Origin of the sequence: Georhizobium sp. MAB10 (genome assembly GCF_045012825.1) — a bacterium.
Classification (GTDB): Bacteria; Pseudomonadota; Alphaproteobacteria; order Rhizobiales; family Rhizobiaceae; genus Georhizobium; species Georhizobium profundi.
Map to the genome: position 1 here is coordinate 2,266,016 of NZ_CP118314.1, position 26,594 is coordinate 2,292,609.

The 26,594-nt window shown below is 63.0% G+C and carries 22 protein-coding genes; 16 read left to right on the forward strand and 6 right to left on the reverse strand.

Annotated features, from left to right (window positions below; all coding sequences use genetic code 11):
* The first annotated feature begins 385 nt into the window (after positions 1 to 385).
* The gene (gene dnaE / locus PU133_RS10590) at positions 386 to 3,859 is read left to right on the forward strand and encodes a DNA polymerase III subunit alpha (protein ID WP_404861697.1); all 3,474 of its coding nucleotides are present in this window, start codon (positions 386 to 388) and stop codon (positions 3,857 to 3,859) included.
* 112 nt (positions 3,860 to 3,971) lie between these two features.
* On the opposite strand, the gene PU133_RS10595 is transcribed toward dnaE, so the two are convergent.
* On the reverse strand, positions 3,972 to 4,412 hold the full coding sequence (locus PU133_RS10595; protein WP_126010098.1) for a hypothetical protein: 441 nt from the start codon (positions 4,410 to 4,412) through the stop codon (positions 3,972 to 3,974).
* Positions 4,413 to 4,860: 448 nt separating this feature from the next.
* Between PU133_RS10595 and PU133_RS10600 the strand changes: the two genes are divergently transcribed.
* From PU133_RS10600 to PU133_RS10630, 7 genes are all read left to right on the forward strand, one after another.
* Positions 4,861 to 6,147 carry a DegQ family serine endoprotease gene (locus PU133_RS10600; RefSeq protein WP_404864507.1) on the forward strand — a complete coding sequence of 429 codons (1,287 nt, stop codon included), beginning with the start codon at positions 4,861 to 4,863 and terminating at the stop codon, positions 6,145 to 6,147.
* 11 nt (positions 6,148 to 6,158) lie between these two features.
* Positions 6,159 to 7,472, forward strand: coding sequence for a replication-associated recombination protein A (locus PU133_RS10605; protein WP_404861698.1), 1,314 nt, complete (start codon positions 6,159 to 6,161; stop codon positions 7,470 to 7,472).
* Positions 7,473 to 7,652: 180 nt separating this feature from the next.
* The gene (locus tag PU133_RS10610; RefSeq protein WP_404861699.1) at positions 7,653 to 8,726 is read left to right on the forward strand and encodes a 2OG-Fe(II) oxygenase; all 1,074 of its coding nucleotides are present in this window, start codon (positions 7,653 to 7,655) and stop codon (positions 8,724 to 8,726) included.
* Positions 8,727 to 8,882: 156 nt separating this feature from the next.
* Positions 8,883 to 9,485: a biliverdin-producing heme oxygenase gene (locus tag PU133_RS10615; protein ID WP_404861700.1), complete on the forward strand. Its 603-nt coding sequence runs from the start codon at positions 8,883 to 8,885 to the stop codon at positions 9,483 to 9,485.
* Positions 9,482 to 11,692 carry an ATP-binding protein gene (locus PU133_RS10620; protein ID WP_404861701.1) on the forward strand — a complete coding sequence of 737 codons (2,211 nt, stop codon included), beginning with the start codon at positions 9,482 to 9,484 and terminating at the stop codon, positions 11,690 to 11,692. The genes PU133_RS10615 and PU133_RS10620 overlap by 4 nt, the downstream gene beginning before the upstream one ends.
* Positions 11,685 to 12,140, forward strand: coding sequence for a response regulator (locus PU133_RS10625; protein WP_404861702.1), 456 nt, complete (start codon positions 11,685 to 11,687; stop codon positions 12,138 to 12,140). Before PU133_RS10620 ends, PU133_RS10625 begins: the two co-directional genes overlap by 8 nt.
* Positions 12,137 to 13,180, forward strand: a complete 1,044-nt coding sequence (locus tag PU133_RS10630; RefSeq protein ID WP_126010104.1) for a sensor histidine kinase — start codon at positions 12,137 to 12,139, stop codon at positions 13,178 to 13,180. The genes PU133_RS10625 and PU133_RS10630 overlap by 4 nt, the downstream gene beginning before the upstream one ends.
* A 25-nt stretch (positions 13,181 to 13,205) precedes the next feature.
* Here the strand turns inward: PU133_RS10630 and PU133_RS10635 are convergent, their stop codons facing one another.
* Entirely contained in the window at positions 13,206 to 13,610 is a 405-nt protein-coding gene (locus PU133_RS10635) for a hypothetical protein (RefSeq protein ID WP_404861703.1), read from the reverse strand.
* Between the two features lie 198 nt (positions 13,611 to 13,808).
* Here PU133_RS10635 and crcB point away from each other — a divergent pair, with 198 nt between their 5' ends.
* The 4 genes from crcB to PU133_RS10655 all read left to right on the forward strand — a co-directional run bounded on the left by crcB (position 13,809) and on the right by PU133_RS10655 (position 17,635).
* Positions 13,809 to 14,186 carry a fluoride efflux transporter CrcB gene (gene crcB / locus PU133_RS10640; RefSeq protein WP_404861704.1) on the forward strand — a complete coding sequence of 126 codons (378 nt, stop codon included), beginning with the start codon at positions 13,809 to 13,811 and terminating at the stop codon, positions 14,184 to 14,186.
* A gap of 17 nt (positions 14,187 to 14,203) precedes the next feature.
* Positions 14,204 to 15,187, forward strand: a complete 984-nt coding sequence (locus PU133_RS10645; protein ID WP_404861705.1) for an RluA family pseudouridine synthase — start codon at positions 14,204 to 14,206, stop codon at positions 15,185 to 15,187.
* Positions 15,188 to 15,228: 41 nt separating this feature from the next.
* Positions 15,229 to 16,023 carry an ATP12 family chaperone protein gene (locus PU133_RS10650; RefSeq protein WP_404864508.1) on the forward strand — a complete coding sequence of 265 codons (795 nt, stop codon included), beginning with the start codon at positions 15,229 to 15,231 and terminating at the stop codon, positions 16,021 to 16,023.
* A 79-nt stretch (positions 16,024 to 16,102) separates the two neighbouring features.
* The gene (locus PU133_RS10655) at positions 16,103 to 17,635 is read left to right on the forward strand and encodes an acyl-CoA carboxylase subunit beta (RefSeq protein ID WP_404861706.1); all 1,533 of its coding nucleotides are present in this window, start codon (positions 16,103 to 16,105) and stop codon (positions 17,633 to 17,635) included.
* A gap of 147 nt (positions 17,636 to 17,782) precedes the next feature.
* On the opposite strand, the gene PU133_RS10660 is transcribed toward PU133_RS10655, so the two are convergent.
* A complete protein-coding gene (locus PU133_RS10660) occupies positions 17,783 to 18,496 on the reverse strand; it encodes a DNA helicase (protein ID WP_404861707.1) in 714 nt (237 codons plus the stop codon).
* A 361-nt stretch (positions 18,497 to 18,857) separates the two neighbouring features.
* Between PU133_RS10660 and PU133_RS10665 the strand changes: the two genes are divergently transcribed.
* Complete coding sequence (locus tag PU133_RS10665) at positions 18,858 to 21,035, forward strand: DUF1217 domain-containing protein (RefSeq protein ID WP_404861708.1); 2,178 nt, start codon at positions 18,858 to 18,860, stop codon at positions 21,033 to 21,035.
* Positions 21,036 to 21,072: 37 nt separating this feature from the next.
* On the opposite strand, the gene PU133_RS10670 is transcribed toward PU133_RS10665, so the two are convergent.
* From PU133_RS10670 to PU133_RS10680, 3 genes are all read right to left on the reverse strand, one after another.
* Positions 21,073 to 21,804, reverse strand: coding sequence for a B12-binding domain-containing protein (locus PU133_RS10670; protein ID WP_404861709.1), 732 nt, complete (start codon positions 21,802 to 21,804; stop codon positions 21,073 to 21,075).
* 375 nt (positions 21,805 to 22,179) lie between these two features.
* Complete coding sequence (fghA, locus tag PU133_RS10675) at positions 22,180 to 23,013, reverse strand: S-formylglutathione hydrolase (protein WP_404861710.1); 834 nt, start codon at positions 23,011 to 23,013, stop codon at positions 22,180 to 22,182.
* Between the two features lie 42 nt (positions 23,014 to 23,055).
* Positions 23,056 to 23,526 carry a YaiI/YqxD family protein gene (locus PU133_RS10680; RefSeq protein ID WP_404861711.1) on the reverse strand — a complete coding sequence of 157 codons (471 nt, stop codon included), beginning with the start codon at positions 23,524 to 23,526 and terminating at the stop codon, positions 23,056 to 23,058.
* A 202-nt stretch (positions 23,527 to 23,728) separates the two neighbouring features.
* Here PU133_RS10680 and rpiA point away from each other — a divergent pair, with 202 nt between their 5' ends.
* From rpiA to gor, 3 genes are all read left to right on the forward strand, one after another.
* Complete coding sequence (rpiA, locus tag PU133_RS10685) at positions 23,729 to 24,439, forward strand: ribose-5-phosphate isomerase RpiA (RefSeq protein WP_404861712.1); 711 nt, start codon at positions 23,729 to 23,731, stop codon at positions 24,437 to 24,439.
* Between the two features lie 7 nt (positions 24,440 to 24,446).
* Entirely contained in the window at positions 24,447 to 25,034 is a 588-nt protein-coding gene (locus PU133_RS10690) for a DUF2059 domain-containing protein (protein ID WP_126010114.1), read from the forward strand.
* A gap of 113 nt (positions 25,035 to 25,147) precedes the next feature.
* Positions 25,148 to 26,536 carry a glutathione-disulfide reductase gene (gor, locus tag PU133_RS10695; protein WP_404861713.1) on the forward strand — a complete coding sequence of 463 codons (1,389 nt, stop codon included), beginning with the start codon at positions 25,148 to 25,150 and terminating at the stop codon, positions 26,534 to 26,536.
* Positions 26,537 to 26,594: the final 58 nt, after the last annotated feature.

Below are 26,594 nucleotides of genomic sequence, written 5' to 3' on the forward strand. Positions count from 1 at the left end.
TCGCCGGGATCGGCCGCGCGGTTCGTTGAAATGCGATTTACAACAGAACAAAAACAGAACATAGTGAGATCAGATAAGGAAAAGGAGATATCCAGATGATCATGCTTCGTGATGTTGCCGCGCTAGCCTCCATGTCTGTCTTCATTGCCGGTTTCTCCGTCGTCCTCATGGCGATGTGATCAGCGAACCCCACTGCCGACCCTCTCTAGGCCGCTGATGCCTGTGGATGGTGGGGACAAGTTTCTCGGAAGGCGGTTTCCGCCCTCCGTGGGTGGACAGGGCTCGTCCGCATGCCGACTATCGGGAGGGCGATTCTGTTCAATTGCGTGGCCACCGCCACGCCTGACTGCGCCTGACGATTTCCTGAGAAGACGGATTTTGCGATATGGCGGACCATGCACCTTCGGGCGAACTGAAGTTCATCCATCTCAGGGTGCATTCGTCTTACTCGCTGCTTGAGGGCGCGCTGCCGCTCAAGAAGATCATCGGCCAGGCCGTATCCGACAACCAGCCTGCCATCGCGGTCACCGACACGAACAATCTTTTCGGCGCGCTCGAATTCTCGGTGAAGGCGCAGGAAGCCGGCGTTCAGCCGATCATCGGCTGCCAAATGGACCTCGAGATGGAGGACGAGGCGACCGTCGAGCGGCGAAATCCGCGCGAACAGCTCGCCCGCCGTCCGTCGATCGTGCTGCTGGCCTCAAGTGAGAGCGGCTATGCGCGGCTCGTCGATCTCGTCAGCCGCGCCTATTTGGACGGGACGGGTTCGGAGCGGCCGCATCTGAAGCTTTCCTGGCTGCAGGACGATGCCGACGGGCTGATTGCGCTGACCGGCGGGCCCGGCGGGCCGGTGGAGCGGGCTCTCGGTGAAGGCGATGGCCCGAGGGCGGTCGCGCGGCTTGCTTCACTAAAGGCGATCTTCGGCGACCGGCTCTATGTGGAGCTCCAGCGGCCGCGCAATTACGACCGCGCCCGCGAGGCCCGGATGATTGGGCTTGCCTATGAATATGACCTGCCGCTCGTCGCCACCAACGAGGCGTTCTTCCTGAAGCCTGCGGATTTCGAGGCGCATGACGCGCTGATGGCGGTGGCGCACAACGCCATGGTTTCCGACGATAACCGGTTCCGTCTGACGGAGGACCACTGCCTCAAGAGCCAGAAGGAGATGGCGGCGCTGTTTTCCGATCTGCCGGAAGCGCTGGACAACACGATCGAGATTGCGATGCGCTGCTCGTTCCTGCTTGGAACGGTCAAGCCCATCCTGCCGCGTTTCACCGGAGCGACGGACGATCCGGATGCAGACAATCTAGCCGAGAGTTCGGAATTGCGGCGCCAGGCGGAGCTTGGGCTTGCCGAGCGGATCGCCAAGCTTGGCATCAGTGCGGGTTACAGCGAGGCGGACTACCACGACCGGCTGAAGGTCGAGCTTGACATCATCGAGAACATGAAGTTCCCGGGCTACTTCCTCATCGTTGCCGACTTCATCAAATGGGCGAAAGCGCACGGCATTCCGGTAGGGCCCGGCCGTGGTTCCGGTGCTGGCTCGCTCGTCGCCTATGCGCTGACGATCACCGACGTCGATCCGCTGCGCTTCTCGCTGCTTTTCGAGCGCTTTCTCAATCCGGCCCGCGTTTCGATGCCCGACTTCGACATCGACTTCTGCCAGGACCGGCGCGAGGAGGTGATCCGCTACGTTCAGGAGAAATACGGCCGCGAGCAAGTGGGACAGATCATCACCTTCGGCTCGCTGCAGGCGCGTGCTGCGCTGCGCGACGTCGGTCGCGTGCTCGAAATGCCCTATGGCCAGGTCGACAAGATCTGCAAGCTCGTGCCGAACAATCCCGCCAACCCGACGCCGCTCGGCAAGGCGATCGAGGAGGAGCCGCGCCTGCAGGAAGCGGCCGATGCCGAACCTGTGGTCGCCAAGCTGCTCGCCATCGCCCAGAAGCTCGAAGGGCTCTACCGCCACGCCTCGACGCATGCCGCCGGCATCGTGATCGGGGACCGGCCGCTGTCGAAGCTCGTGCCGATGTACCGCGATCCGCGCTCGGACATGGGCGTGACGCAGTTCAACATGAAATGGGTGGAGCAGGCCGGGCTCGTGAAGTTCGACTTCCTGGGCCTGAAGACCCTGACGGTCCTGAAGACCGCGGTCGATTTCGTCGCCAAACGCGGCATTCAGCTCGATCTCGCGGCATTGCCGCTCGATGACCAGCCGACCTACGAGATGATGTCGCGCGGCGAAACCGTCGGCGTGTTCCAGGTGGAATCGGCCGGCATGCGCAAGGCGCTGATCGGCATGCGGCCGGACCGGATCGAGGATATCATTGCGCTCGTTGCGCTCTATCGGCCGGGTCCGATGGAGAACATCCCGGTTTATAACGCGCGCAAGCATGGCGAAGAGGAACTGGCGTCGATCCACCCGAAGATCGACTACATCCTTGAAGAGACGCAGGGCGTCATCGTCTACCAGGAACAGGTGATGCAGATCGCCCAGGTTCTGGCCGGCTACTCGCTCGGCGAAGCCGATCTTCTGCGCCGCGCCATGGGCAAGAAGATCAAGGAGGAGATGGACCAGCAGCGCGAGCGCTTCGTCTCCGGTGCGGTCGAGCGCGGCGTATCGAAGCCGCAGGCCGACATGATCTTCGACCTTTTGGCGAAGTTCGCGAATTACGGCTTTAACAAATCCCACGCTGCCGCCTATGGGATCGTGTCGTATCAGACGGCCTATCTGAAGGCGCATTACCCGGTCGAGTTCCTGGCCGCGTCGATGACCTACGACATGGCCAACACCGACAAGATCAACGACTTCCGTCAGGATGCGCGCCGGCTCGGCATCGAGATCGTACCGCCATCCGTGCAGACCTCCTACCGGCTGTTCGAGACAGGCGAAAACCGCATCTATTATTCGCTGGCGGCCATCAAGGGCGTGGGCGAGGGCGCGGTGGAGCATATCGTGTCCGTGCGCGGCGACCGGCCCTTTGCTTCGATCGAGGATTTCTGCCTGCGGATCGATCCGAAGGTGGTCAACCGCCGCACGCTGGAGCAGCTGATCGCGGCAGGCGCGCTCGATTGTTTCGGCATCGACCGGGCGCGGCTGGTCGCGGGTATCGACCGGATGGTCGGCTTTGCGCAGCGCGCGGCGGAAGAGCGGACATCGGGCCAGCACAACATGTTCGGCGCGGGGGCCGCGACCGGTCCGGAGCGCATCCATTTTCCGGAGGTCGATGCCTGGCTCGCATCCGACAAGCTGCACCGGGAATATGTGGCACTCGGCTTCTATCTCTCGGCGCATCCGCTCGACAATTACAACGACATCCTCAAGCGCCTGCGTGTCCAGACCTACCAGGATTTCGCCATCGCGGTGAAAAGCGGTGCGACGGCGGGACGGCTGGCGGGCACAGTGACGGGCAGGCAGGAGCGCAAGACGCGCACCGGCAATCGCATGGGGATCGTGACGTTTTCGGATTCGTCCGGCCAGTTCGAGGCGGTGCTCTTCTCCGAAGCGCTCGCGCAATATCGCGACCTTCTGGAGCCGGGCCAGTCGCTGGTGATCACGGTGGGCGCCGACGAGCGGCCCGAGGGGATCGGGCTACGCATCCAGACGGTCCAGTCGCTCGAGGAGCGTTCGGTGCAGATGCAAAAGGCACTGCGCGTTTATGTGCGCGACAGCGGGCCGCTTAAATCCATCGCGACGCATCTGAACGCGAAGGGCGAAGGCCTTGTGTCCTTCGTGGTGCTGAAGGACAACGGCAAGCGCCAGATCGAGGTCGAGCTTCCGGATCGCTATCGTCTGTCACCGCAGATCGCCTCGGCGATGAAGGCGGCGCCGGGGGTCATCGACGTCGAACTGGTTTGAGCGCTGCGCGGCGAACCAGCATCCGCTCCACCTGGAGACGCTTCAGGCGCGGAGGCAGCTTTCGCGCTGCCGCCGCATTCTTTCCGCCGTCAGCAGTCAATGACGCTGCGCGTCAGGCGCGACCGGAGAGCACGTTTTGCGCGCGTTGCCAGAGCGTGCCGGCTTCGCGTCTGCCGGCGAACTGACGCAGCCGGCCGGCAAGGCCGGGGCCCGTCATGGTGCCGTGATAGTGGCAGTCGCAGAGCAGGCGGTGCGTGTCCTCGTGCGTCATGTCGAAGAAGTCCATGACGTCGCCGAGCGTATCGCCGGCCAATCCCTCCTGCCGCAGCACCGGATCGTTGAAGGCGACGGTGAGCGGCGAGGCCGGATCGCGATAGGCCCGGCGCAGCTCCGGTGCCATGAATTCGATCCGCCGCAGTGCCGCGAGCGGACCTTCATGCGCTTCGAGGCAGGCCGCCCAGCGGGCAATGCGCGCACGCCGATCCATCGGCGGCGCTTCGGGGGCAAGCGGCCTGGCTTCCAGTTCCATGATGTCGGGGTTTTCATGCTTCATAGGATCCTCCATCGAAGAAGACGCTACTTCACGGTCGAAATCCTACCACCGAACCCGCTTTGGGGCACGCGCAAGTGCGGCTTTCGCGATCACATTTTGAAGCGCCCGCCGAACCGTGCGTGGTCGTGAAATCAGGATGCGTGAGGAGACCGCTTTCCTTGTTTCAGCCATCCATGCCACCTATCACTCGAACGATTCCTCCAGGAGAGTTGCGACGATGCAGAAGCTGGCCCGATTGTTCTCCATTCTGAGCCTTGCCGTGATCGTGGGGCTGAGCCCGGTCATGGCCCAGGAGGCCCAGGACGATGCGGGTACCCGGCGTCCGCTCGAGGGACTTTTGGACAATCTGCTCGGCGGTGCGCCGCGGGGCGATGCGGCCCAAGGCAACGCGGATCAGGGCAGTACTTCTGCGCAGGAGACGACGCGCCTGCCGGAAAGCCGCGAGGAGATGCAGCTGTCCTTCGCGCCGCTCGTGCGCCAGACGGCACCGGCCGTCGTGAACGTCTATGCCGAGCGGGAAGTGCGGCAGCGCTCGCCGTTCCAGGGCGATCCGTTCTTCGAACGCTTCTTCGGCCAGCAGATGCCCCATCGTTCGCAGCGCCAATCGTCGCTCGGCTCCGGCGTGGTCATCGATGCGTCGGGCGTCGTGATCACAAACAACCATGTGATCGATGGCGCGGACCAGGTGCGCGTGGCGTTTTCCGACGGGCGCGAATATGCGAGCGAGATCATTTTGAGAGACGAGACGATCGACCTGGCGATCCTGAAAATCGATGCGAATGTGGCGTTCGAGACGTTGCCGCTCGGCGATTCCGATGCGGTGGAGGTCGGCGATCTGGTGCTCGCGATCGGCAATCCGTTCGGCGTGGGGCAGACGGTGACGAGCGGGATCGTGTCGGCGCTGGCGCGCAACCAGGTCGGCATCTCCGATTTCGGCTTCTTCATCCAGACCGATGCGGCGATCAACCCTGGCAATTCCGGTGGCGCGCTGATCGACATGAACGGCAACCTCATCGGCATCAACACGGCGATCTATTCGCGCTCGGGCGGGTCGAACGGCATCGGTTTCGCCATCCCGGCCAACATGGTGCGCGCGGTTGCGGCTGCGGCCGAGACCGGCAGCGATACCTTCGTGCGGCCTTTCATCGGGGCGACCTTCGAGCCGGTGACGGCCGACATTGCCGAAGCGCTGGGCGCGCCGCGGATCTCCGGTGCGCTGGTCAACGACGTTCAGGACGATGGACCCGCGGCTGCGGCAGGGCTTCTGCCGGGCGACATCGTGACGGCCGTCAATGGCCGGGCGGTGGAGCACCCGGACGCGGTCGGCTACCGGTTGGCGACGGCCGGCATCGGCGGCACGGCTCAGCTGGAGGTGCTGTCGCGCGGGCAGACGAAGACGATCGAGGTTGCGCTGGAGGCACCGCCGGAAACAACCGAACTGTTGCTGACCGGCAGCAACCCGCTCGCCGGCGCTGTCGTGGCAGACATCACGCCCGATGTGGTGCAGCGCCTGCGGTTGCGCTCCAGGCCCGAAAGCGGCGTTGTCGTGCTGGAGGTGGACGGGCGCTCGCCGGCTGCGCGCTATGGGCTTCGACCCGGCGATATCGTGATGGCCGTCAATGGCACGGACATCACCGGCCCCGATCAGTTGGCGGAAATTCTGGCGACAGGTGCGGGGCTCTGGCGCTTCGATATCGACCGCGGTGGGAACCTGATGCGCCAGTTCATTCGATAGGCATTTTCGCGATGGCCGATCTTTTCACCCATGGCCTCGATCCGACAGGCGGCACGCCGAGGCCGCTGGCGGATCGGCTGCGGCCAAAATCGCTGAGCGAGGTGACCGGCCAGGCGCATCTCACCGGCGCCGATGGCACGCTGACCCGCATGATCCGCTCGGGCTCGCTGGGTTCCATGATCTTCTGGGGCCCGCCCGGTACGGGCAAGACGACCGTGGCGCGGTTGCTTGCGGGTGAAACGGAACTGGCCTTCGAGCAGATATCGGCAATCTTCTCGGGCGTGGCGGACCTGAAGAAGGTGTTCGAAACGGCGCGCGCACGGCGCATGTCCGGCCGGCAGACGCTGCTTTTCGTCGACGAGATCCATCGCTTCAACCGCGCGCAGCAGGACAGCTTCCTGCCGGTCATGGAAGACGGCACGGTCGTGCTCATCGGCGCGACGACGGAAAACCCGTCCTTCGAGCTCAACGCCGCTCTCCTGTCGCGTGCCCGGGTTCTTTCCTTCCGCTCCCATGACGCCGACAGCCTATCCCAGCTTCTGACGCGGGCGGAGGAGGCCGAGGGTCGCCCGTTGCCCGTGACGCCCGAGGCGCGCGCGATCATGCTGCGGATGGCGGATGGGGACGGGCGCGCGATCCTGACGCTTGCCGAAGAGGTGTGGCGCGCTGCAGGTCCCGGCGAGGAAGTGGATGCGGAGACGCTGCAGCGGATCGTCCAGCGGCGCGCGCCGGTTTATGACAAGGGCCAGGATGGGCACTACAATCTGATCTCCGCTCTGCACAAATCCGTGCGCGGATCGGATCCGGATGCGGCGCTCTACTATCTGGCCCGCATGTTCGATGCGGGGGAAGACCCGCTCTATATCGGCCGCCGGCTCGTGCGCATGGCGGCAGAGGATGTCGGGCTTGCCGATCCGCAGGCGCTTGTCGTCGCCAATGCGGCCAAGGACGCCTACGACTATCTCGGCTCGCCGGAGGGCGAGTTGGCGCTGGCGGAGGCCTGCGTCTACATCGCGACCGCGCCGAAATCGAACGGTGTCTATGTGGCGTTCAAGGCGGCGATGCGGGCTGCCAAGGAACACGGCTCGCTGCTGCCGCCGAAGCACATCCTGAATGCGCCAACGAAGCTGATGAAGGAGGAGGGCTATGGCAGCGGTTACGAATACGACCACGACGCGCCTGACGCCTTCTCGGGACAGACCTATTTGCCGGACGCGCTGAGCGGCACGCGCTTTTACGATCCGCCGGAGCGCGGGTTCGAACGCGAGATCCGCAAGCGGCTCGATTTCTGGGCTTCGAAGCGCCGCGAGCGGCAGGCTCGCTAGCTGGAGTAGCACCGAGCCGTCCGATAAGTCCCGGAGGTTGATCGGACTTCGGTCCGATGCACCGTCTGTTCTGCCGCGGTTACACTGCTGCCTCGATCATGTTCGGCAGGCCGGGGGGCGCGAACCATGAATGGCAGGCACTTCACATCGACAGGTGTTCGGTTCGAGCCAGGCGACCGCATGCCACCATTCAAGGCCCGGACACGGAGCAACCCGCAGTTCAGCTTCGACACGATGGGCGGCTGCTGGCTGGTCCTGGGGCTCGTTGCCAGCAGCACGGACGACGATTGCCGGCGCGCGGTCGCGACCATGATGGCAGCAGACGATGTTTTCGACGATCGGCACGCCCGGCTGTTCATCGCCACGCGTGACCCCGATGACGAAACGCAAGAAACGCTCGTCGACAGGCTGCCTGGACGGCGGATTTTTCGGGATCATGACGGGGCCGTGGCGCGGCTTGCGGGCGCTACGACGGGTGCATCGGGTGTGCGCCGTCTGCCTCGATCGGTGTGGCTCTTCATCGATCCTGCATTCACCATCCGGCGTGTCGTGCCGATGCGGGAAGACGGGCGGTGCGCGGAAGAACTGCTGGAAGCGGTCGCGGCGGCCCCGCCGGTAGACCGTTTCGCCGGATTTGCCGTGCCGCCGCCGATCCTTGTCCTGCCGGACATCTTCGAACCTGATTTCTGCGAGCGGCTGATCGGCATGCATCGTCAATTGGGCGGCGCGTCTTCCGGCTTCATGCGCGAGCGCGACGGCAAGACCGTGATGATCAAGGATGCAAGCTTCAAGGTCCGGCGCGATCTCATCATCGATGACCCGGCCGTGATCTCGCAGGTCCAGAGCCGGATCATCCGCAAAGTGGTGCCGCAGATCGAGCGGGTCCATTTTTTCAGGTGCACACGGATGGAGCGCTATCTGGTCGGCTGCTACCCGGCCGAAGAGGGCGGGCATTTCCAGCCTCACCGGGACAATACGACGCCTGCCACGATGCACCGGCGCTTTGCCGTATCGATCAATCTGAACGAGGATTTCGAAGGCGGGGAAGTGTCGTTTCCGGAATATGCTCCGCGCGGCTTCAAGGCGCCACGCGGGGCGGCGATCGTTTTTTCCTGTTCGTTGCTTCATGCCGTTTCGCGCGTCACCGTCGGCGCGCGCTATGCATTCCTGCCGTTTCTCTATGACGATGCAGCCGCCGAGATCCGGCGCCGGAATTCCGCGTCGCTCGAGACGCAGGACGCCGCTGCTTTATAAGCGACTTTGAATGTAAAGCGGTCCGGGTTGCGTCTCCCGGATGAAAACCTGTATCGATTGTCGACGGGTGATCCATGACATCACCTGAAAAGTTCCGCCGTGCATTGATGCCGGTCCGGTCGCAATGCTCTCGAAACACGGCGGTGACTGCCTACAATGACGCTGCTGGCAATTCTTTCAGCCGATGCCACGCCCTCTGGTGCAGACGTGGCGCCGGAAAGCCTTTCGCGGAAGCTTCGGCACCATACGGCGCGCGCCCACAAGCAGACCGAGCGCGCCGCAGGCCTCGATGCCCGATCGATTGACCGCCGAAGCCTCACGGCTTTCCTTAAGGACATGCACGGATTTCAGGAGGCGCATGAACGCTGGCTGCGCGGCTGCGGGATCAACCGATCGTTTCTCGCGGCGCGGGAACGGGCGGATCTGATGGAAGCCGATCTGATACGCCTCGGTGGCCAGCGAGGCAGCGCCTACGACCTGGCGATGCCAGCACCGTCGCCGGAGGAGGCCTATGGCGTGCTCTACGTGCTGGAAGGTTCGCGGGCTGGCGGGCGCTACATCGATCAGTGGGCCCGCGATAAAGACTGGTATCCAATTGAAGGGTTGAGTTCCTTGCTAAGCGACGACGGCGAAGCCATCTGGCGGGAAACTCAGGCCGCGCTGGATGCGCTGCCGGCGTTAATGACGCCTCAAGTGCTGGACGCGGCAGAGCGGACGTTTCAGCGGCTCCAGGATTGGTTCTTGAGGAGCCGCGCATGAGCGACGCGCGCGATCTCGATATCTGCGCCAGCGAGCCGATCCGCATCCCGGGCAGCATTCAGCCGCATGGGGCAATGATCGTGCTGGACGCCAGCAGCCAAGTCGTCACGCAGGTGAGCGCGAATGTCAGCACTTTCGTCGGCCTCGACCTGCGCGTGGGAGAAGGCTTGCCGGAAGAGCTGCGTTCGCTGCGGGATGCGATCGAGAGGAAAGCGGCGGATGCCGACGAAGAGCGCTTCCAGGAAGCGCTACAGATCGGCGACAGGACGTGGACCGTCCTGATGCATGCCAATGCGCAGGGTCGCCTGATCATCGAATTCGAACAACGCGGCGAGCGGGAAGAACAGGCAATCGAAGCGCTGTTCGTGCGCCTGCAGGCCTTTTCCCAGTCATTGCTCGACCATTCGATGGACGACCTGACGACGGCAGCCCGGCAGACGGCTGTTTTCGTGCAGGCCATCACCGGGTTCGACCGGGCGCTGGTCTATCGGTTCGACCCGGAGTGGAATGGCCACGTCATCGCCCAGGCCAACAATGGTGAGCTTCCGAATTATCTTGGCCTTCGCTTTCCAAGCAAGGACATCCCCCCGCAGGCGCGGGAGCTTTATCGGACCAACCGGCTGCGGCTCATACCCTCCGCATCCTACGAACCCGTACCGCTTGTCCCGGCGGTCGATCCCGAGCTGAACGCGCCGCTGGATCTCAGTCTGGCGGCGCTCAGAAGCGTATCGCCCGTCCATCTCGAATATATGCGCAACATGGGCACCGGCTCGTCCATGTCGGTCTCGATCCTCGTCGATGGAGCGTTGTGGGGCCTCGTTGCCTGCCACAGCCGCAACGCCCATAGCGTTTCCGCCAATGCGCGCGCAGCGGCCGATTTCGCCGTTCAGGCCTTTTCCATGCGGGTGTCGGCGAATGCCCGACTGGAAGATGCCAGCCTGCGCGTCGCCCTGAGCGCGCTTCAAGGACGATTGCTGGCGATCATGGCCGAAGAGAACGAGCTGAGTGCAGCGCTCGCCCGGGGGGAAAGCGAATTGCTTTCCTATGCGGATGCCACCGGCGCGGCTTTGGCCTCGGATGATGAGATCGTTGTCTTCGGCGCTGCGCCCCACGCCGCTGCAGTCGAGTCCATGGTCGAATTTCTGGAATCGACCGGCCGGCAGGAATTTTACACGGATCATCTCGGAGCGCAGATGCCGTGTGCGGAGCGCTTTGCTGAACAGGCGAGCGGGTTGCTGGCCGTGCGCATTTCCGAACTCTACCCGCACTGGCTGATCTGGTTTCGCCCGGAGGTGATCCGAACCGTGACCTGGGGCGGGGATCCGCACATGGTTGTGCGCGAATCCGGCCGCATTCACCCGCGCCAGTCGTTTCAGTCCTGGCAGGATCAGGAGCGGGGCAAATCGACGCCCTGGCGGGAAGCAGAGCTCGATGCGGCGCGCAATCTGCGCAACGCCATCGTCGGCATCGTGCTTCGCAAGGCCGAGGTGCTTGCCAATCTCTCCGAAAGCTTGCAACGCTCCAACAAGGAACTCGAGGCGTTTTCCTATTCCGTTTCGCACGATCTGCGCGCGCCGTTCCGTCACATCGTCGGATATTCGGAACTGTTGAAGGGGCGGTCGAACAATCTCGACGCGAAATCGCGCCACTACCTCGACAGTATTTCGGAGTCGGCCCTCGCGGCCGGGCGCCTCGTGGACGATCTGTTGAACTTTTCCCATCTCGGACGCACGCAGCTCGCGCTGAAGAACGTCGATATGGACAAGATCGTCTCGGAGGTGCGTCATTCGACGACGCGGCTGATCGAGCAGCGGCAGATCGAATGGGACGTGTCGGCGCTGCCCATTGCGAGAGGCGATCCCACACTGATCCGGCAGGTCTGGCAAAACCTCATCGACAATGCTGTCAAGTATACTGCTCGCGAAGAAGTGTCACGGATTGCAATTCGAGGGTGGCGCGATGGCGACGAGATTTGCTATCAGATTTCCGACAATGGTGTCGGCTTTGACATGGCTTACCTTGGCAAGCTGTTCGGCGTGTTTCAGCGCCTGCAGCGAACCGAGGACTTCCAGGGGACGGGAATTGGCCTTGCACTGGTTCGGCGCATCATAGACCGGCACAAGGGCCGAGTCTGGGCAGAAGGGAGCGTGGGCGAGGGTGCCACGTTCGGTTTCAGCCTCCCTCTAAAGGTTAGGATTGATGACTGATTACCGTCCCATTCTGCTTGTCGAAGACAACCCCAAAGACCTCGAACTGACGCTAGAGGCACTGCGCCGCTGCAACATCGTCAACGAAATCGCCGTTGCCCGCGATGGTGAAGAAGCGCTCGATTATCTGTTCCGGCGCGGCAAGTTCGAAGGCCGCAACGAGGGCGAGCCGACCGTCGTTCTGCTGGACCTGAAGCTGCCCAAGATCGATGGGCTGGAAGTGCTTGAAAAGATCAAGTCCCACGCCTTCCTGCAGCGCGTTCCGGTGGTGATGCTGACATCGTCGCGCGAAGAGCAGGATCTGATCGCCAGCTACGAGCTTGGCGTGAACGCCTTCGTGATCAAGCCAGTGGAATTCGGCCAGTTCATGGAAGCCATCAGCAATCTCGGCGTGTTCTGGGCGCTCCTCAACGAACCTGCTCCGCTGCGGGATCTCGAATGGAAATGAGCGTTCAACCCGTACGCGCCGATCAGCGCGTCACCCGGATCGTTCTCCTTGAAGACAGTGATTTCGACGCGGATCTGATCCAGGAGCATCTGGGCGATCTGGGGGATTCCGTCGAGATTCTGCGCGCTGTCGGGCGCAGCGACTACGAGCAAGCGCTGAGGACCCATTCGGTCGATGTGATCCTATGCGACTACTCGCTGCCCGGTTTCGATGGCCTGGCCGCACTCGAAATGGCGATTGAACTGGCGCCGGCAGCCCCGTTCATCTTCGTGTCCGGTGTGCTCGGGGAAGAGATCGCGATCGAATCCTTCCGCAAGGGCGCGACCGACTACGTGCTGAAGCAGCGCCTGATCCGGCTGGCCCCGGCGGTGAAGCGCGCGCTCGCCGAAGCGCGCCTGCGCGAAGAGCAGCGCCGCGCCCGCCAGCAGCAGGATTTGCTGGTTCACGAACTCAGCCACCGCGTGAAGAACACGCTGGCCGTGGTTGCCTCGATCATTCGCAACACGGCGCGCCACAGCGTGTCCAAGCAGGATCTGGAAGAGCGGCTGCTCGGCCGGATCCACGCGATGTCGGATGCCCATGCGCTCTTGTTCGAGGCGAACTGGACGAGCACGGGGCTTCGCGACGTCCTCGAGCGCATTCTGGCACCGTACCAGCGCAAGCATGCCCGCCAGATCGTCATGGACGGAGGCCGGGTGGACTTGCAGCCAAATTCGGCACTGGTGCTCGGCCTGATCATCCACGAACTCGGAACGAACGCTGCAAAATACGGTGCGCTGTCCACGCCGACGGGCCGTGTCGACGTGACCTGGACGGCACCGCTCGACCGGCATGGCGAGCGCCGCGTTGAGATGACGTGGAAGGAAAGCGGCGGTCCGCCGGTCGTCGAGCCGGAAGCGGCGGGCTTCGGCACGACGCTCATTCGCCGCAGCGCCGGGCCGGAACTTGGCGGGCAGGCAGCTCTCACTTTTCCGCCGGACGGCGTTCAGTTCAAGCTGAGCTTCGTGGTGGACGAGAACGGCCACAGCCGCAGCCTCTGAGAGGCTGCGTCCATAGCGCCGCAGACTATTCGTAGGTGAAAGACGCGCACATCTCCTCATCGGAGCCCGGCACGTCCTGCGTGTCGAACATCGCGACGATCGTCAGGTCGTCCATGCCCGCCCATGTCGCGACATAGGTGACGAACCCGTCGCCGCAGAGCGTATTGCCGTTGAGAAGCTCGAGCACCTGCGGTTCGCTAACGCTGTAGACCGAGGCCGCCACTTCCTCACCATCGACGACGAAGACATCCTGTACCAATTCGTCGAATGCCAGCGACTGTCCATCCGAGAAGACGATCTCGCTGTCATCGAGGCTGATGTCGCCGGTGATCGACATGGCGGTCGTGCTGATGGCCGAAAAGTCCTCGGCCATGGCGGGCATGATCACAAGCGCTCCGGCAATGAGCGCAGTCGGGAAGAAGAGACGCATGAAAGGCCTTTCGAAAGCGGGACGGGCAGGACGTCGACCCTGCAGCCGAATGTCACAACGACTTATCGCAGGATCGGCGCGGGCAAACAGCAAAATCTGTACGGGCGTCGCGGGCGGTTTCCAACGCTCGACAAATCGCTTTAGTGTCGACTGACGGCGCGTCTTGCGCGCAGACAGTGTCGAAAGCTGGACGGCTTGATGGTTCACACGCTTCTCGTTGCGCTCGGTGGAGGGCTTGGCGCCGCGCTTCGCCATCTTACCAATCTTGCCGCGCTCAGGCTGCTCGGTCCGAACTTTCCTTTCGGCACGCTGGCGGTCAACGTCATCGGCTCGTTCCTGATGGGCGTGCTGGTGGAGGTGGTGGCGCGGCGCTTCGGCGCATCGGTCGAAATGCGGCTCTTCCTTGCCACGGGCGTGCTCGGCGGCTACACGACCTTTTCCGCCTTCTCGCTGGACACGATCGTTCTCTGGGAGCGCGGCGCCCCGGGCCTCGCCGTCGCCTATGTGGGATTGAGTGTCTTGCTCTCGCTTGCCGCGATCATCGGCGGGCTCTGGCTGGTGCGGACGGTGTTCTGAACGGGATTGTGAATGATATGGCAAGCGTCGAGCAACGCAAGGTGGACGGCGACGAAGCGGGCATGCGGCTCGACCGCTGGTTCAAGCAGCATTATCCGGGGCTCGGCTTCGGGCAGTTGCAGAAGCTTTTGCGCTCCGGGCAGATCCGGGTCGATGGCGGGCGGGTGAAATCCGACACGCGGGTGCAGCCGGGCCAGATGGTGCGCGTGCCGCCGCTTGGCGTGGACGAGAAGAAGACCGGGCCGATCTCGCCGCGCGCGGTGCGTTCAGCACCCGACCACGAACTGCTCAGCCAGATGCTGATCTACGAGGACCCCAAGGTCTACGTTTTCAACAAGCCGGCCGGCCTTGCGGTGCAGGGCGGATCGGGCCTGTCGCGCCATGTGGATGGCATGCTGGAAGTGTGGCGCAACAAGAAGGGCGAGAAGCCGCGGCTCGTCCACCGGCTCGACCGCGAGACTTCCGGCGTGCTGGTCGTTGCCCGCACGCGCGGCGCGGCGCAGGCGCTGACGGCAGCGTTTCGCGAGCGGACGACCAAGAAGACCTATTGGGCGCTGGTGCGCGGCGTGCCGAAGAAGCGCGAAGACAAGATCTCGACTTGGCTGGTGAAGGAAGCGACGCCGGATGGCGACCGGATGCGCGTTGCCAAGCATGGCGAGCCCGATGCCGACCACGCCGTTTCCTATTACCGGATCATCGAGCAGGCGGCGCAGAACCTCGCCTGGCTGGAGATGGAGCCCTATACGGGGCGCACGCACCAGCTGCGCGTCCATGCCGCCCATATCGGCCACCCGATTCTCGGTGATCCCAAATATTTCGAGGCGGACGAGAACTGGACGCTGCCGGGCGGCATGCAGAACCGGCTGCATCTGCACGCGCGGCGGATCATCATTCCCAACCCCGCGGGCGGATCGATCGACGTGACGGCGGAACTGCCGCCGCACATGGTGCAGAGCTTCAACCTCATCGGTTTCGACGAGGCGGAAGGTGCGACGGACTGACGACGATGGCTGGAGACGACGACCACACGAACGATCCGTCGATGCGCGATATCTTTGCGGAGCTTTCCGAAGCGGCGATGAGCGATCCGGACCCGGTGAAGCGCGCGCAGAAGCAGATGCAGAAGCCGCTGCCGAAGCGCTTCTACAAGCAGGCCGGGTTCGCCGAGCACGACGAGGGCGGCTTCCTGGTGACCCTCGACGGGCGGCCTGTGCGCACGCCGGCGCGGCTTTTGCTGACGCTGCCGAGCGCCGTGACGGCGGAAAAGACGGCCGCCGAATGGGACGCGCAGGCCGAAACGATCGATCCGGCGACGATGCCGCTGACACGGCTCGCCAACACGGCGATCGACGGCATTGCGCAGGACACGCAGGCCGTGGCCGAGGACGTGCTGCGCTTTGCCGGCACCGACCTCATCTGCTACCGCGCGGGCAGTCCCGAGCGGCTGGTGGAGCGCCAGAGCGCGGAATGGGACCCGGTGCTCGACTGGGTGCAGGCGGAGCTTGCGGCACGCTTCGTGCTTGCCGAAGGCGTGATACATGTGGCGCAGCCGCGCGAGACGCTGGCCGCCTTCGGTGCGGCGCTCAAGGCTTTTACCCAGCCGCTCGATCTTGCGGCGTTGCATCTGGCGACGAGCCTGACGGGTTCGGCGCTGATCGCCATGGCGCTGGCCAAAGGCGCTCTTGCGCCCGACGAGGCGTGGGAGAAGGCGCATCTCGACGAGAACTGGAACGCCGAGCTGTGGGGTGAGGATTACGAAGCGGCCAAGCGCCGGGAAAGCCGGCGGCGCGATTTCGATGCTGCGTCCTTCGTCCTGCTTGCCAGACGGGACGGTTGAGGCATTCTGCCGCCCGATATGCACGATCGACGACCACGACCATAAAGACCGACACTGACGATCTGCGGGAGGAACGCGCTTGAAACACGTGCTGGTGGAGCTTGAGGAGCGGCGGGCAAAAGCCAGGCTCGGCGGCGGCGAGGCGCGGATCGCGGCCCAGCACGCCAAGGGCAAGCTGACGGCGCGCGAGCGGATCGAGTGCTTCCTCGACGAAGGCAGCTTCGAAGAGTTCGACATGTTCGTCGAGCACCGCTCCACCGATTTCGGCATGCAGGACACCAAGATCTCCGGCGACGGCGTCGTGACCGGCTGGGGCACGGTGAACGGCCGAACGGTGTTCATTTTCGCCAAGGATTTCACGGTGTTCGGCGGGTCTCTTTCTGAGGCGCATGCGGAAAAGGTGATCAAGCTTCAGGACATGGCACTGAAGAACCGGGCGCCGATCATCGGGCTCTACGACGCGGGCGGCGCGCGCATCCAGGAAGGCGTGGCGGCGCTTGGCGGCTATGCGGAGATTTTCCAGCGCAACGTGCTGGCCTCGGGCGTGATCCCGCAGATCTCGGTGATCATGGGGCCATGCGCGGGCGGCGACGTCTATTCGCCGGCGATGACCGATTTCATCTTCATGGTGCGCGACACGTCCTACATGTTCGTGACCGGGCCGGACGTGGTGAAGACCGTGACCAACGAGACGGTGAGCGCCGAGGAACTCGGTGGCGCCTCGATCCACACGACGAAATCCTCGATCGCCGACGGGGCCTATGACAACGATGTCGAGGCGCTGTTGCAGATGCGCCGGCTGATCGACCTTCTGCCGCAATCCAACACATCCGACGTGCCGGAGATCGACAACTACCAGAGCGTCGACGAGATGGATGCGTCGCTCGACACGCTGGTGCCCGATAACGCCAATAAGCCCTATGATGTGAAGGAATTGATCGTCAAAGTGATCGATGAGGGCGATTTCTTCGAGATCCAGGCGGCGTTCGCCAAGAACATCGTCTGCGGCTTCGGCCGCGTGGAGGGCCGCACGGTGGGCTTCGTCGCCAACCAGCCGATGGTGCTGGCCGGCGTGCTCGACAGCGATGCCTCACGGAAAGCCGCGCGGTTCGTGCGCTTCTGCGACTGCTTCAACATCCCGATCGTCACCTTCGTCGACGTGCCGGGCTTCCTGCCGGGCACGGCGCAGGAATATGGCGGTCTGATCAAGCATGGCGCCAAGCTGCTCTTCGCCTATGGCGAGGCGACGGTGCCAAAGGTGACCGTGATCACCCGCAAGGCCTATGGCGGCGCCTACGACGTGATGGCGTCCAAGCACCTGCGCGGCGACATCAACTATGCCTGGCCGACCGCCCAGATCGCCGTGATGGGCGCCAAGGGCGCCGTCGAGATCATCTTCCGCAAGGACATCGCCGATCCGGAGAAGATCGCCGCGCACACGAAGATGTACGAAGACCGCTTCCTCTCACCCTTCGTCGCCGCCGAACGCGGATACATCGACGAGGTGATCATGCCGCATTCAACCCGCAAGCGCATCGCGCGGGGATTACGGATGCTCAGGAACAAGAGTTTGAGCAATCCGTGGAAGAAGCACGATAATATTCCGTTGTGATGCGGGGCGGTAAGGGTTTGACTGGCTGCATTGGGGAGGGAAGCTGCCATTTCGAGCGTTAGTTGGTTACGGCAGCTATGCGGACCCAGCTGCCATCACGGACTATCGTGCCGGGCGCCGTTTGCGGCATCCGGGCGGGAGATCTGGTCAGGCAACATCCTGAAGCCGGACTTCGCCGTCGTGCAGAAAGCAGGCTTTGGAGAAGACCCCTAGCTCGATGGGATTGGGCAAGCGAATGTCCCGGACACTCGGCATGGTCTCGCGTTCAGGATCAAAGCTACGGTCAATCTGCGAGATGAACCCAAGGACCACCCCGGTCTTGCGAGCAAATTCCCGAAGGACGAGCATCTGATCCGATAGTGCGGGCTTGCTTCTCTGCTGATCTAGGATTTGCAGATAGTCGATGACGGAGACTGTTTCCCGGGGCGCCCCGGAAAGATGCCGGATGATGAAATCGGCGCAGATGTCTTCCGAAGTCACTATCTCCAGCTTGTCGCCAAGGCCGAGAACATCCCCATCCAGTGAATGGATACGCTCCCATGCTTCGCGCTCGGTGTACTCCAATGTGAAGAAAACCACTTTCCTGCCCTCGCGGGCCGCGTCGAGTAGGAGTTGAAGCCCCAGCAAGGTCTTACCGTGTCCGGGACGCGCACCGAGCAAAAGCAGGTCTCCGTCCGCAAGCCGGGACAGCAGTGTTTTCGATGGAGAGTTCATCGCTAGATGTGAAGAAAGCAGGCTCCATGCCGAGAAGCCTTCCTCACGCGCAATGTGATCCAGCGCTTCGTGTAGGGCGATTTTTTCATCTCGAGCCAGCCGTCTGGCTCTACGTTTGAGTTTGTAGATCGGTGCCGATAGCCTCATCAAGAACCTCCATTCTGAGCCAGAGACGCAACCCCTCCTTATGCGAACGCTCGAACAGACGGTTCGATGATCTCGTTACCCCGTATGTGCAATACTTCCCCAGTTGGAGGGGGGAGGCGCGGGCCAAACCTGTATCAAGGAGGCTAGCCATAGCGCTGAGTCGGGGCAAGTGGAATGTCGGCTTCGGGCTCGAAGCGGGCGGTCGATAAGCCGAGCGTAAACGGCCGAAATGGGGTCGAAACCTGCCGCTGCGGTGTCATGCAAGATACCAACAAGAACGGCCTTCATCCGGCGACCCCCACCAGCCCCACGCAAGCCCAGTCCCTGACACTCCGGCCAATTTTCATGGCGGAGTCGCTGCATGCTTTCGACCTATCTCAGTTACAACCTCATCGATCGCGACATGTCGCGCAGTATCGGGCGGGTGGCGGATGATGCGGTGGTGGCGCGGGAGGCGCAGTATTATCGCGAGACGATCGGCAAGATTTCCTCGGTGGAGGAGTTTCTCGACGATTACCGGGTCTATTCCTATGCGATGAAGGCCTACGGGCTGGAAGAGATGACCTATGCGCGCGCCTTCATGCGGCAGGTGCTGGAAAGCGATCTCTCCGACAGCGACAGTTTCGCCAACAAGCTCGAGGATGAGCGCTATCGGAACTTCGCCCAGGCGTTCTCCTTCGCCGGCAATGCAGAAGCGCAGGTGAAACCGGACATTCAGTCGGACCGGCAAACCGAGGATCTGATCGGGCTTTACGATGTGAGCGTGCAGAATGCCGGCCGTGCCTATGCGGCGGAATTCGAGAACTACAAGGCGCGCATCGGCCAGATCACCAATGTCGACGAGTTTCTGGCCGACCGGCGGCTGGTCGAGGTTGCGCTCAAGGCCAATGTGATCGACACGCGCTATTACTCGGCCGATTTTCTCCGGGAGATTCTCACAAGCGATCTCTCCGATCCGACCAGTTTCGCCAACCGGCCGGAGAACCGGAACTATCTTTCGCTGGCTCAGCAGTTCAATTTCCAGGCGGACGGGTCGCTGGCCGACGGCGTTCCTGCGCAAACGGCAGAGCAGGTGCGCAAGACGACGGAGGACTATCTGTTCGACGTGCCGGACCGGATCGTGCCGCTGGCCGCCGATCTGATGACCAGCTATTTCAACGAGAAGATCACCACGATCACCAATGTCGACGATCTGCTGGCCGATCCGAAGCTCGTCAACTATCTCTGGACCGCCTACGACCAGCCGGCTTCGCTGACGCGGCGTGCCGATATCCGTGCGGCGCTGACGAGCGATCTGTCCGACCCGACGAGCTTTGCGCGCACGACACCAAACAGCGCGCTTCGGGAGATGGCCCGCCTCTTCAACTTCGGCACGGATGGTGAGGCGATCGGCCCGGCGCAGACGACCGAGCAGCGGACGACGCTCAACCGGGCATTCATGTCGAATTACGACAATGCCGGCGAACGCCGCGACGCGACGCGCGAAAGCGTGTTCCGCTCGGCCATGGCGACGGTGAATTCCGTCGATGCGCTGATGCGCGATGCCGCGCTCTACAATTACGTCATGCAGGCCTATGGGCTTGATCCTGCGACGGAAACGAAGGAGGCGGTGAAGCGTGCGCTGACCAGCGACCTCAACGATCCGAACAGTTTTGCCAACCAGCCGCGTAATGCGCGCTTCCGCGGCCTTGCCGAGGCGTTCAACTTCGGCGCGGATGGGCTTACGACCACGGCGCGGCGCGCGCAATCGGAAGCGCAGGTCAACGCCTTCACCGCCGACTATCTCGAACGCGCCGAGATCCTTGGGCTTTCGGAGGATCAGGCGGAAACCGAGGTGCGCTACTATCGTGAGCAGATCGCCAAGGTCTCATCGATCGACCAGCTTCTGGCCGACGAGCGCGTGGTTGCCGTGCTTCTGCAAAGCCAGGGTTATGATCCCGAGGTGATCGACACCCGCACGCTGCGTGACGTGCTGACCAGCGATGTGGACGATCCGGACAGCTTCGTGAACACGCAATCCGATCGCAGCCTGCGGCTTCTGGCGGCGAGCTTCAATTTCAACACCGACGGGACGATCGACCGGGAAGTGACCGGCAAGGTGCAGTCCGAAGCCGACATAATCCAGACGGAAGAATTCTATCTGCGCCAGACGCTGGAAGAAGAGGCGGGCCTGGAAAACGAGGGCGTGCGGCTTGCGCTTTATTTCAAGCGCATGGCGGGCGAGATCAAAAGCCCGTTCGACATCCTGGCGGATCCTGCGCTGCAGCAGGTGGTGCGCGTGGCGCTCGGCCTGCCGCAGGAGATCGCCCAGTCCGACATCGACGCGCAGGCGCGCATGATCGAGGACCGGCTGGATCTGGCGTCCTTCTCCGATCCACGCGAGCTCGACAAGTTCCTCGTGCAGTTCGCCGCGCTGTTCGACATGGAAAACAACAATTTCCAGGATCCGGCGCTGGCACTCTTTTCGTCCAATGCCGGTGCGGCGCTCGGCGCGGACATGCTGAGCAGTCTCGCGCAGATCAATCGTCGCGGGTTCTAGCCTGAGGCGTTGATCTCAGAGCGTTGATCTCAGGCGGTCAGGCGCAGGCGGAACGCAGCGCCTCTGCCTTGGCGACCGCCTCACGGCCATCACGGGCGAGCGCATCGGCGCCCATGCGCCCGGCCTCTGACGGGTCGCGCGAGAAGGCTGCGCCCCCGGTGAGGATCCCGACCTTGGGGTTGCGCGAGCGGGCGCGCACCTTGCCGATGTCGGCACGGGTCGCGTCCACATGTTCCTCGAAGCCGACGGACAGGCCGACGACCGCATACCATTCTTGGCCGACCATGCGGATGAGCGGCGCGCCGCTTTCCACATCGGGCCCACCATCCACTTCCCAGCCGGCAAGCCGCAGGAATTCGGCAACGATGAGTAGCCCGAAGGCGTGCTGTTCGTTACGGGCGGTGGCCAGCACGATGCGGCGGGTGGCATCCTGATTGAGCGCGCCGTAGCAGCTGTCGCTGGTCAGTTCATGAACGAGCGACTGCAGGCGCGCGAGCCCGACCGTCACGTCGATGAAGCTCAGCTCGTCGCGCTCCCACATGAGGCCGAGACGGTGCGCGACGGGTGCGAGAAGGCCGAGATAGACCGTTTCGAGCTGCATGCCCCGGCTGCGGCGGCTTTGCAGATATTCCACGCATGCGGCGGTATCTGCCTCGACGACAATGTGCAGAAGCTCGTTGACGTCGCGTGCCGAGGGCCGTGAGACGTCGCTCGCGATTTCGTGCGGCTGACGCAGGGCGGCGCTTTCGGCAATGAGAAGGCGCGGCACGACCTGGTTTTCAATGACTGATCTTAGGAATGTCCGATCGGAATCTGTCTGCGCCGATCCGCAATCGACATGTCCCACAACTGCATCCGATGCGGCGCCTGCCGATTGATCGACAGGTCCACGGCGGCTATGCCCCTCCGACATATGCTACCCCTTGGTATGTCGCATCCTCCCGAAGGTGCGACATATTGGATGCTATGCCTGTAGAATTGCGTTGACGACGGTGGAAATCGCCACCGATTTTTTCCGATATTTTGAATATATCGCCAAGTGCTAATTAATGCGCATGCTGCCTAACACAGCCGCATTTGACCAATCGTTCGATTTGACGAGACTTTAGCCGGCTTTGTTAAAGCACATGCTTACAATGCCGGGCTAGAGGCGAGCGCGGTGCCAGCGCAGATGATCGTCCATGAAGGTGGAGATGAAGAAGTAGGAGTGGTCGTAGCCGGGATGCATGCGAAGCTTCAACGGAATGTTCGCGGCATTGCAGGCTTCCTCGAGAAGCCAGGGTCGCAGACCGTTTTCTAGAAAGCCATCGGCATCGCCCTGATCCACGAGAAACTCGGCGAAGCGGTGGCCGTTCTCGATCAGCCGCGTGGCGTCATAGTCTCGCCATGCCGACGACTCGGCACCCAAATATTTCTCAAAGGCACCTTTCGACCAATCGGCTGTGCTCGGCTGCACGATCGGCGCGAAGGCCGAGCAGGACTTGAAGCGATCGGGATTGCGCAGTGCCATCACCAGCGCGCCATGTCCGCCCATCGAGTGGCCGAAGATGCCCTGGCGATCCATGTCAGCAGCGGGAAACTCGGTGGCGATGAGGCCCGTCAGCTCTTTAAGGATGTAGCTGTACATGCGGTAATGCTGGGAATAGGGCGCCTCGGTCGCATCGACATAGAAGCCGGCGCCCTTGCCGAACTGCCAGTTGTCGGGCTCGTCGGCCACGTCGTCTCCGCGGGGGCTTGTATCCGGGCACACGATGATCAGGCCGAGTTCGGCCGCAAGCCGGCGATACTCGCCCTTGTCCATGACGTTCTGATGGGTGCAGGTCAGGCCGGAGAGGTACCAAAGCACCGGAGCCTTGGCGCCTTCAGCCAGCGGCGGCACGAAGACGGCGAAGGTCATTTCGCAATTGGTGACGGCGGAGGGATGGGAATAGACGCCCTGGATGCCGCCATGGGCCTTGGTCTGCGAAACTGTCTTCATGGGCTGTTACCTCGAATGCTGTTGGCGGCTGTCGCAACCATATCATCTCGACCGTTCGGACATAGCCCGACGAAGGAGCCGGTCGAGCGTTTCCAGAAAGGCGGATCGGTCGCGCTGGGAAAACGATGGATTGTAGCCCTTGATCGCACCCGATTCGCGCAGGTGCTGGCCGAGATCGCGCATCGCGGTCGCCATGCCGATGGATGTCTGGTCGAAGATGCGACCCGTCGGGCCGGTCACATGGGCGCCAGCTTCCACGCAGCGCCCGGCAAGCGGCACGTCGGCCGTCACGACGATATCCCCCGGTTTGACGGCATCGGCGATCCAGTCGTCGGCCGCATCGAAACTTGCCGACACGACGACGTTGACGATCATCGGATCACGCGAGGGCCGCAGGCCAGAATTGGCGACGAACACCGTTTTGACCCCATGACGCTCGGCGACCTTGAGGATCTCGGGCTTCACCGGGCAGGCATCGGCGTCCACATAGATGACGGGGTTCTCAGCGCCCATGGTCCTCGGTAAGTCCTTCCATGCAGGGATCGCCCACGGCAATCCTAATTCCGGCCTCTTCCGGCGTGATCAGGGCCTTGGGTATCCGCCGTTGGGGCTCGGTTCAAGCCTTGGCTTGATCCTGCTCGTCATGGTAACAGCGGCGCACGCATCAAAGCGGCCGGTAGCGGCCCGTTCATCGAGGCAAAGGCGAAAGACACGCATGGATCCACGTGACAGCAAGATCGAAGCCGCACGCGCGGCGCTCGGCTATGTGGAAGACGGCATGCGTCTCGGCATCGGCACCGGATCCACCGCGGAAGAGTTCGTGCGGCTTCTGGCCGAAAAGGTCGAGGGCGGGCTTTCGATCAAGGGCGTGCCGACATCGGAGCGCACCGCTCGGCTGTGCATGGATCTCGGCGTGCCGCTCTTCTCGCTCGACGAGGAGCCGGAACTCGACCTGACGATCGATGGTGCCGACGAAGTCGACCATACACTGCGCCTGATCAAGGGCGGTGGCGGGGCGCTGCTGCGCGAGAAGATCGTGGCGGCGGCTTCCAAGCGCATGATCGTCATCGCCGATGCGTCGAAACTGGTCGACACGCTGGGTGCCTATGCGCTGCCGATCGAGATCAACCCGTTCGGCATGACATCCACCCGGATTGCAGTGGAAAAGGCGGCTGCGAAGCTCGATCTTTCCGGTGGCTTCACGATCCGCCCCGGCAATGACGGCGCCTATGAAACCGACGGCGGACACCACATTCTCGACGCATCATTTGGCCGTATTCCCGATCCAGAAGCGCTATCCGCCGCGCTGCATGCCATCCCCGGGGTTGTCGAGCACGGTCTATTCATAAATCTGGCCTCGGTGGCGATTATCGCCGGCGAAAACGGCGTTGAAACGCTGACGGCTGAGCAGGAACACAGGAGCTGATCCTCACATGGCAATCTCGAACGGTCTCTTTCGCGGTGCAGGTGCCGCCGCTCTCATCGCCTTCGCCCTGGCGGGCGGGACTGCGCATGCGCAGGAACAGCTGAGCGACAGCCACCGGGCCGCGGCACGTGCAGCCATCGCGGCGCTTGGTGCCACCGACCAGTTCGACCAGATCCTGCCCGGTACGGCCGAGCAGCTGAAGGCGGCGCTCATCCAGAGCACGCCAAACTTTGAAGCGGAAATTTCCTCCACGATCGACGACGTTGCAGTCTCGCTGGCATCGCGGCGTGGCGACCTCGAGCGTGAGGCTGCCGAGATCTACGCCCGCACCTTCACGGAAGAAGAACTGAACGCGATCACGGAGTTCTACACGTCGCCGGCCGGTCTCAAGCTCCTGGAAAATGGCATCACCGTCACGCAGGAGCTGATGCGTTCAGCCGAAATCTGGGCGACAGGCATCTCGCGCGATCTCGCCGTCGAGGCCGACGCCGCGCTCGAGCAGCGGCTCGGCGACCAGGCGCCGACTGCGGAAGACGCCGGCATCGATCCCGAAACCGGCACAGTGGCCGATCCGGCTGCCACCCCTGCACAATAAGCTCAAAGCGCACTAGATAAGATCTCAAAAGCCCGGCCAAGCGCCGGGCTTTCATTTCACCGTCTCGGCGTCGGATACGCGGCGTCGACAAGACCACGCGCAGGATCGATCCCATGGCTGAGTACGACTACGACCTTTTCGTCATCGGTGGTGGCTCGGGTGGTGTTCGGGCAGCGCGGGTAACGGGTGCGCTCGGACGCAAGGTGGCGATTGCGGAAGAGTACCGCTATGGCGGCACCTGCGTGATCCGCGGCTGCGTGCCGAAGAAGCTCTTCGTCTATGCCTCGCATTTTTCCGAAGCATTCGAGGACGCCGCCGGATATGGCTGGTCTGTCGGGGAATCGTCGTTCGACTGGCCGACGCTGATTGCCAACAAGGACCGCGAGATCGAGCGTCTGGAAGGGCTCTATCGCAAGGGGCTGACCAGCGCGAATGTGACGCTATTCGACAGCCGCGCCGTGCTCGTGGACGCCCACATGATCGAGCTCAAGGCCACGGGCGAGCGCGTCACGGCAGACAAGATCCTCATCGCCGTCGGCGGGTATGCCAATCCACACGCTTCGCTGCCGGGGCATGAGCTCTGCATCACCTCGAACGAGGCGTTCCACTTGGAGACGCTGCCAAAGGCGATCGTCATCGCCGGCGGCGGCTATATCGCGGTCGAGTTCGCCAATATCTTCCACGGGCTCGGTGTCGACACGACGATCATCTATCGCGGCAAGGAAATTCTCGGCCGCTTCGATGGCGACATGCGCCGCGGGCTTCATGCGGCGATGGAAAAGAAGGGCATCCGCATTCTTTGCCAGGATGTTTTCGCGAAGATCGAAAAGGGCGACGACGGCCGGCTCGTGGCGCATACCAAGAACGGCGAGGTGCTGGAGGCCGACCAGGTGATGCTGGCGCTTGGACGCGACCCGAACACGGAAGGTCTCGGACTCGAGGCTGCGGGCGTTGTGGTCGATCACAAGGGCGCGGTCACCGTCGACGATTATTCCCGCACCAATGTCGACAATATCTACGCTGTCGGTGACGTGACCGATCGCGTGCAGCTGACGCCGGTCGCCATCCACGAGGCCATGTGCTTCGTCGAAACCGCCTTCAAGGACAATCCGACCAAGCCGGACCATCAGCTGATCGCGACGGCTGTCTTTTCGCAGCCGGAGATCGGAACGGTGGGCCTGTCGGAGGAGGATGCCTGTAAGGATTTCGAGGAACTCGAAGTCTATCGCGCCGAGTTCCGGCCGATGAAACATGTGCTTGCCGGCCGTGACGAGAGGACGATCATGAAGATCGTGGTGAATGCGCTCGACCGAAAGGTGCTCGGCGTCCACATTCTCGGGCCGGAGGCGGGTGAGATGGCGCAGCTTGTCGGCATTGCGCTGAAGGCGGGTGCGACGAAGGACGACTTCGATCGCACCATGGCGGTGCACCCGACGGCTGCCGAGGAACTGGTGACGATGTACAACCCGACCTATCGCATCAAGGACGGCAAGCGGGTCTAGGCGCCGGCAATCATTAAAATTCGATACAATATCGAAGTCCGACCGTAAGGCCTCGTCG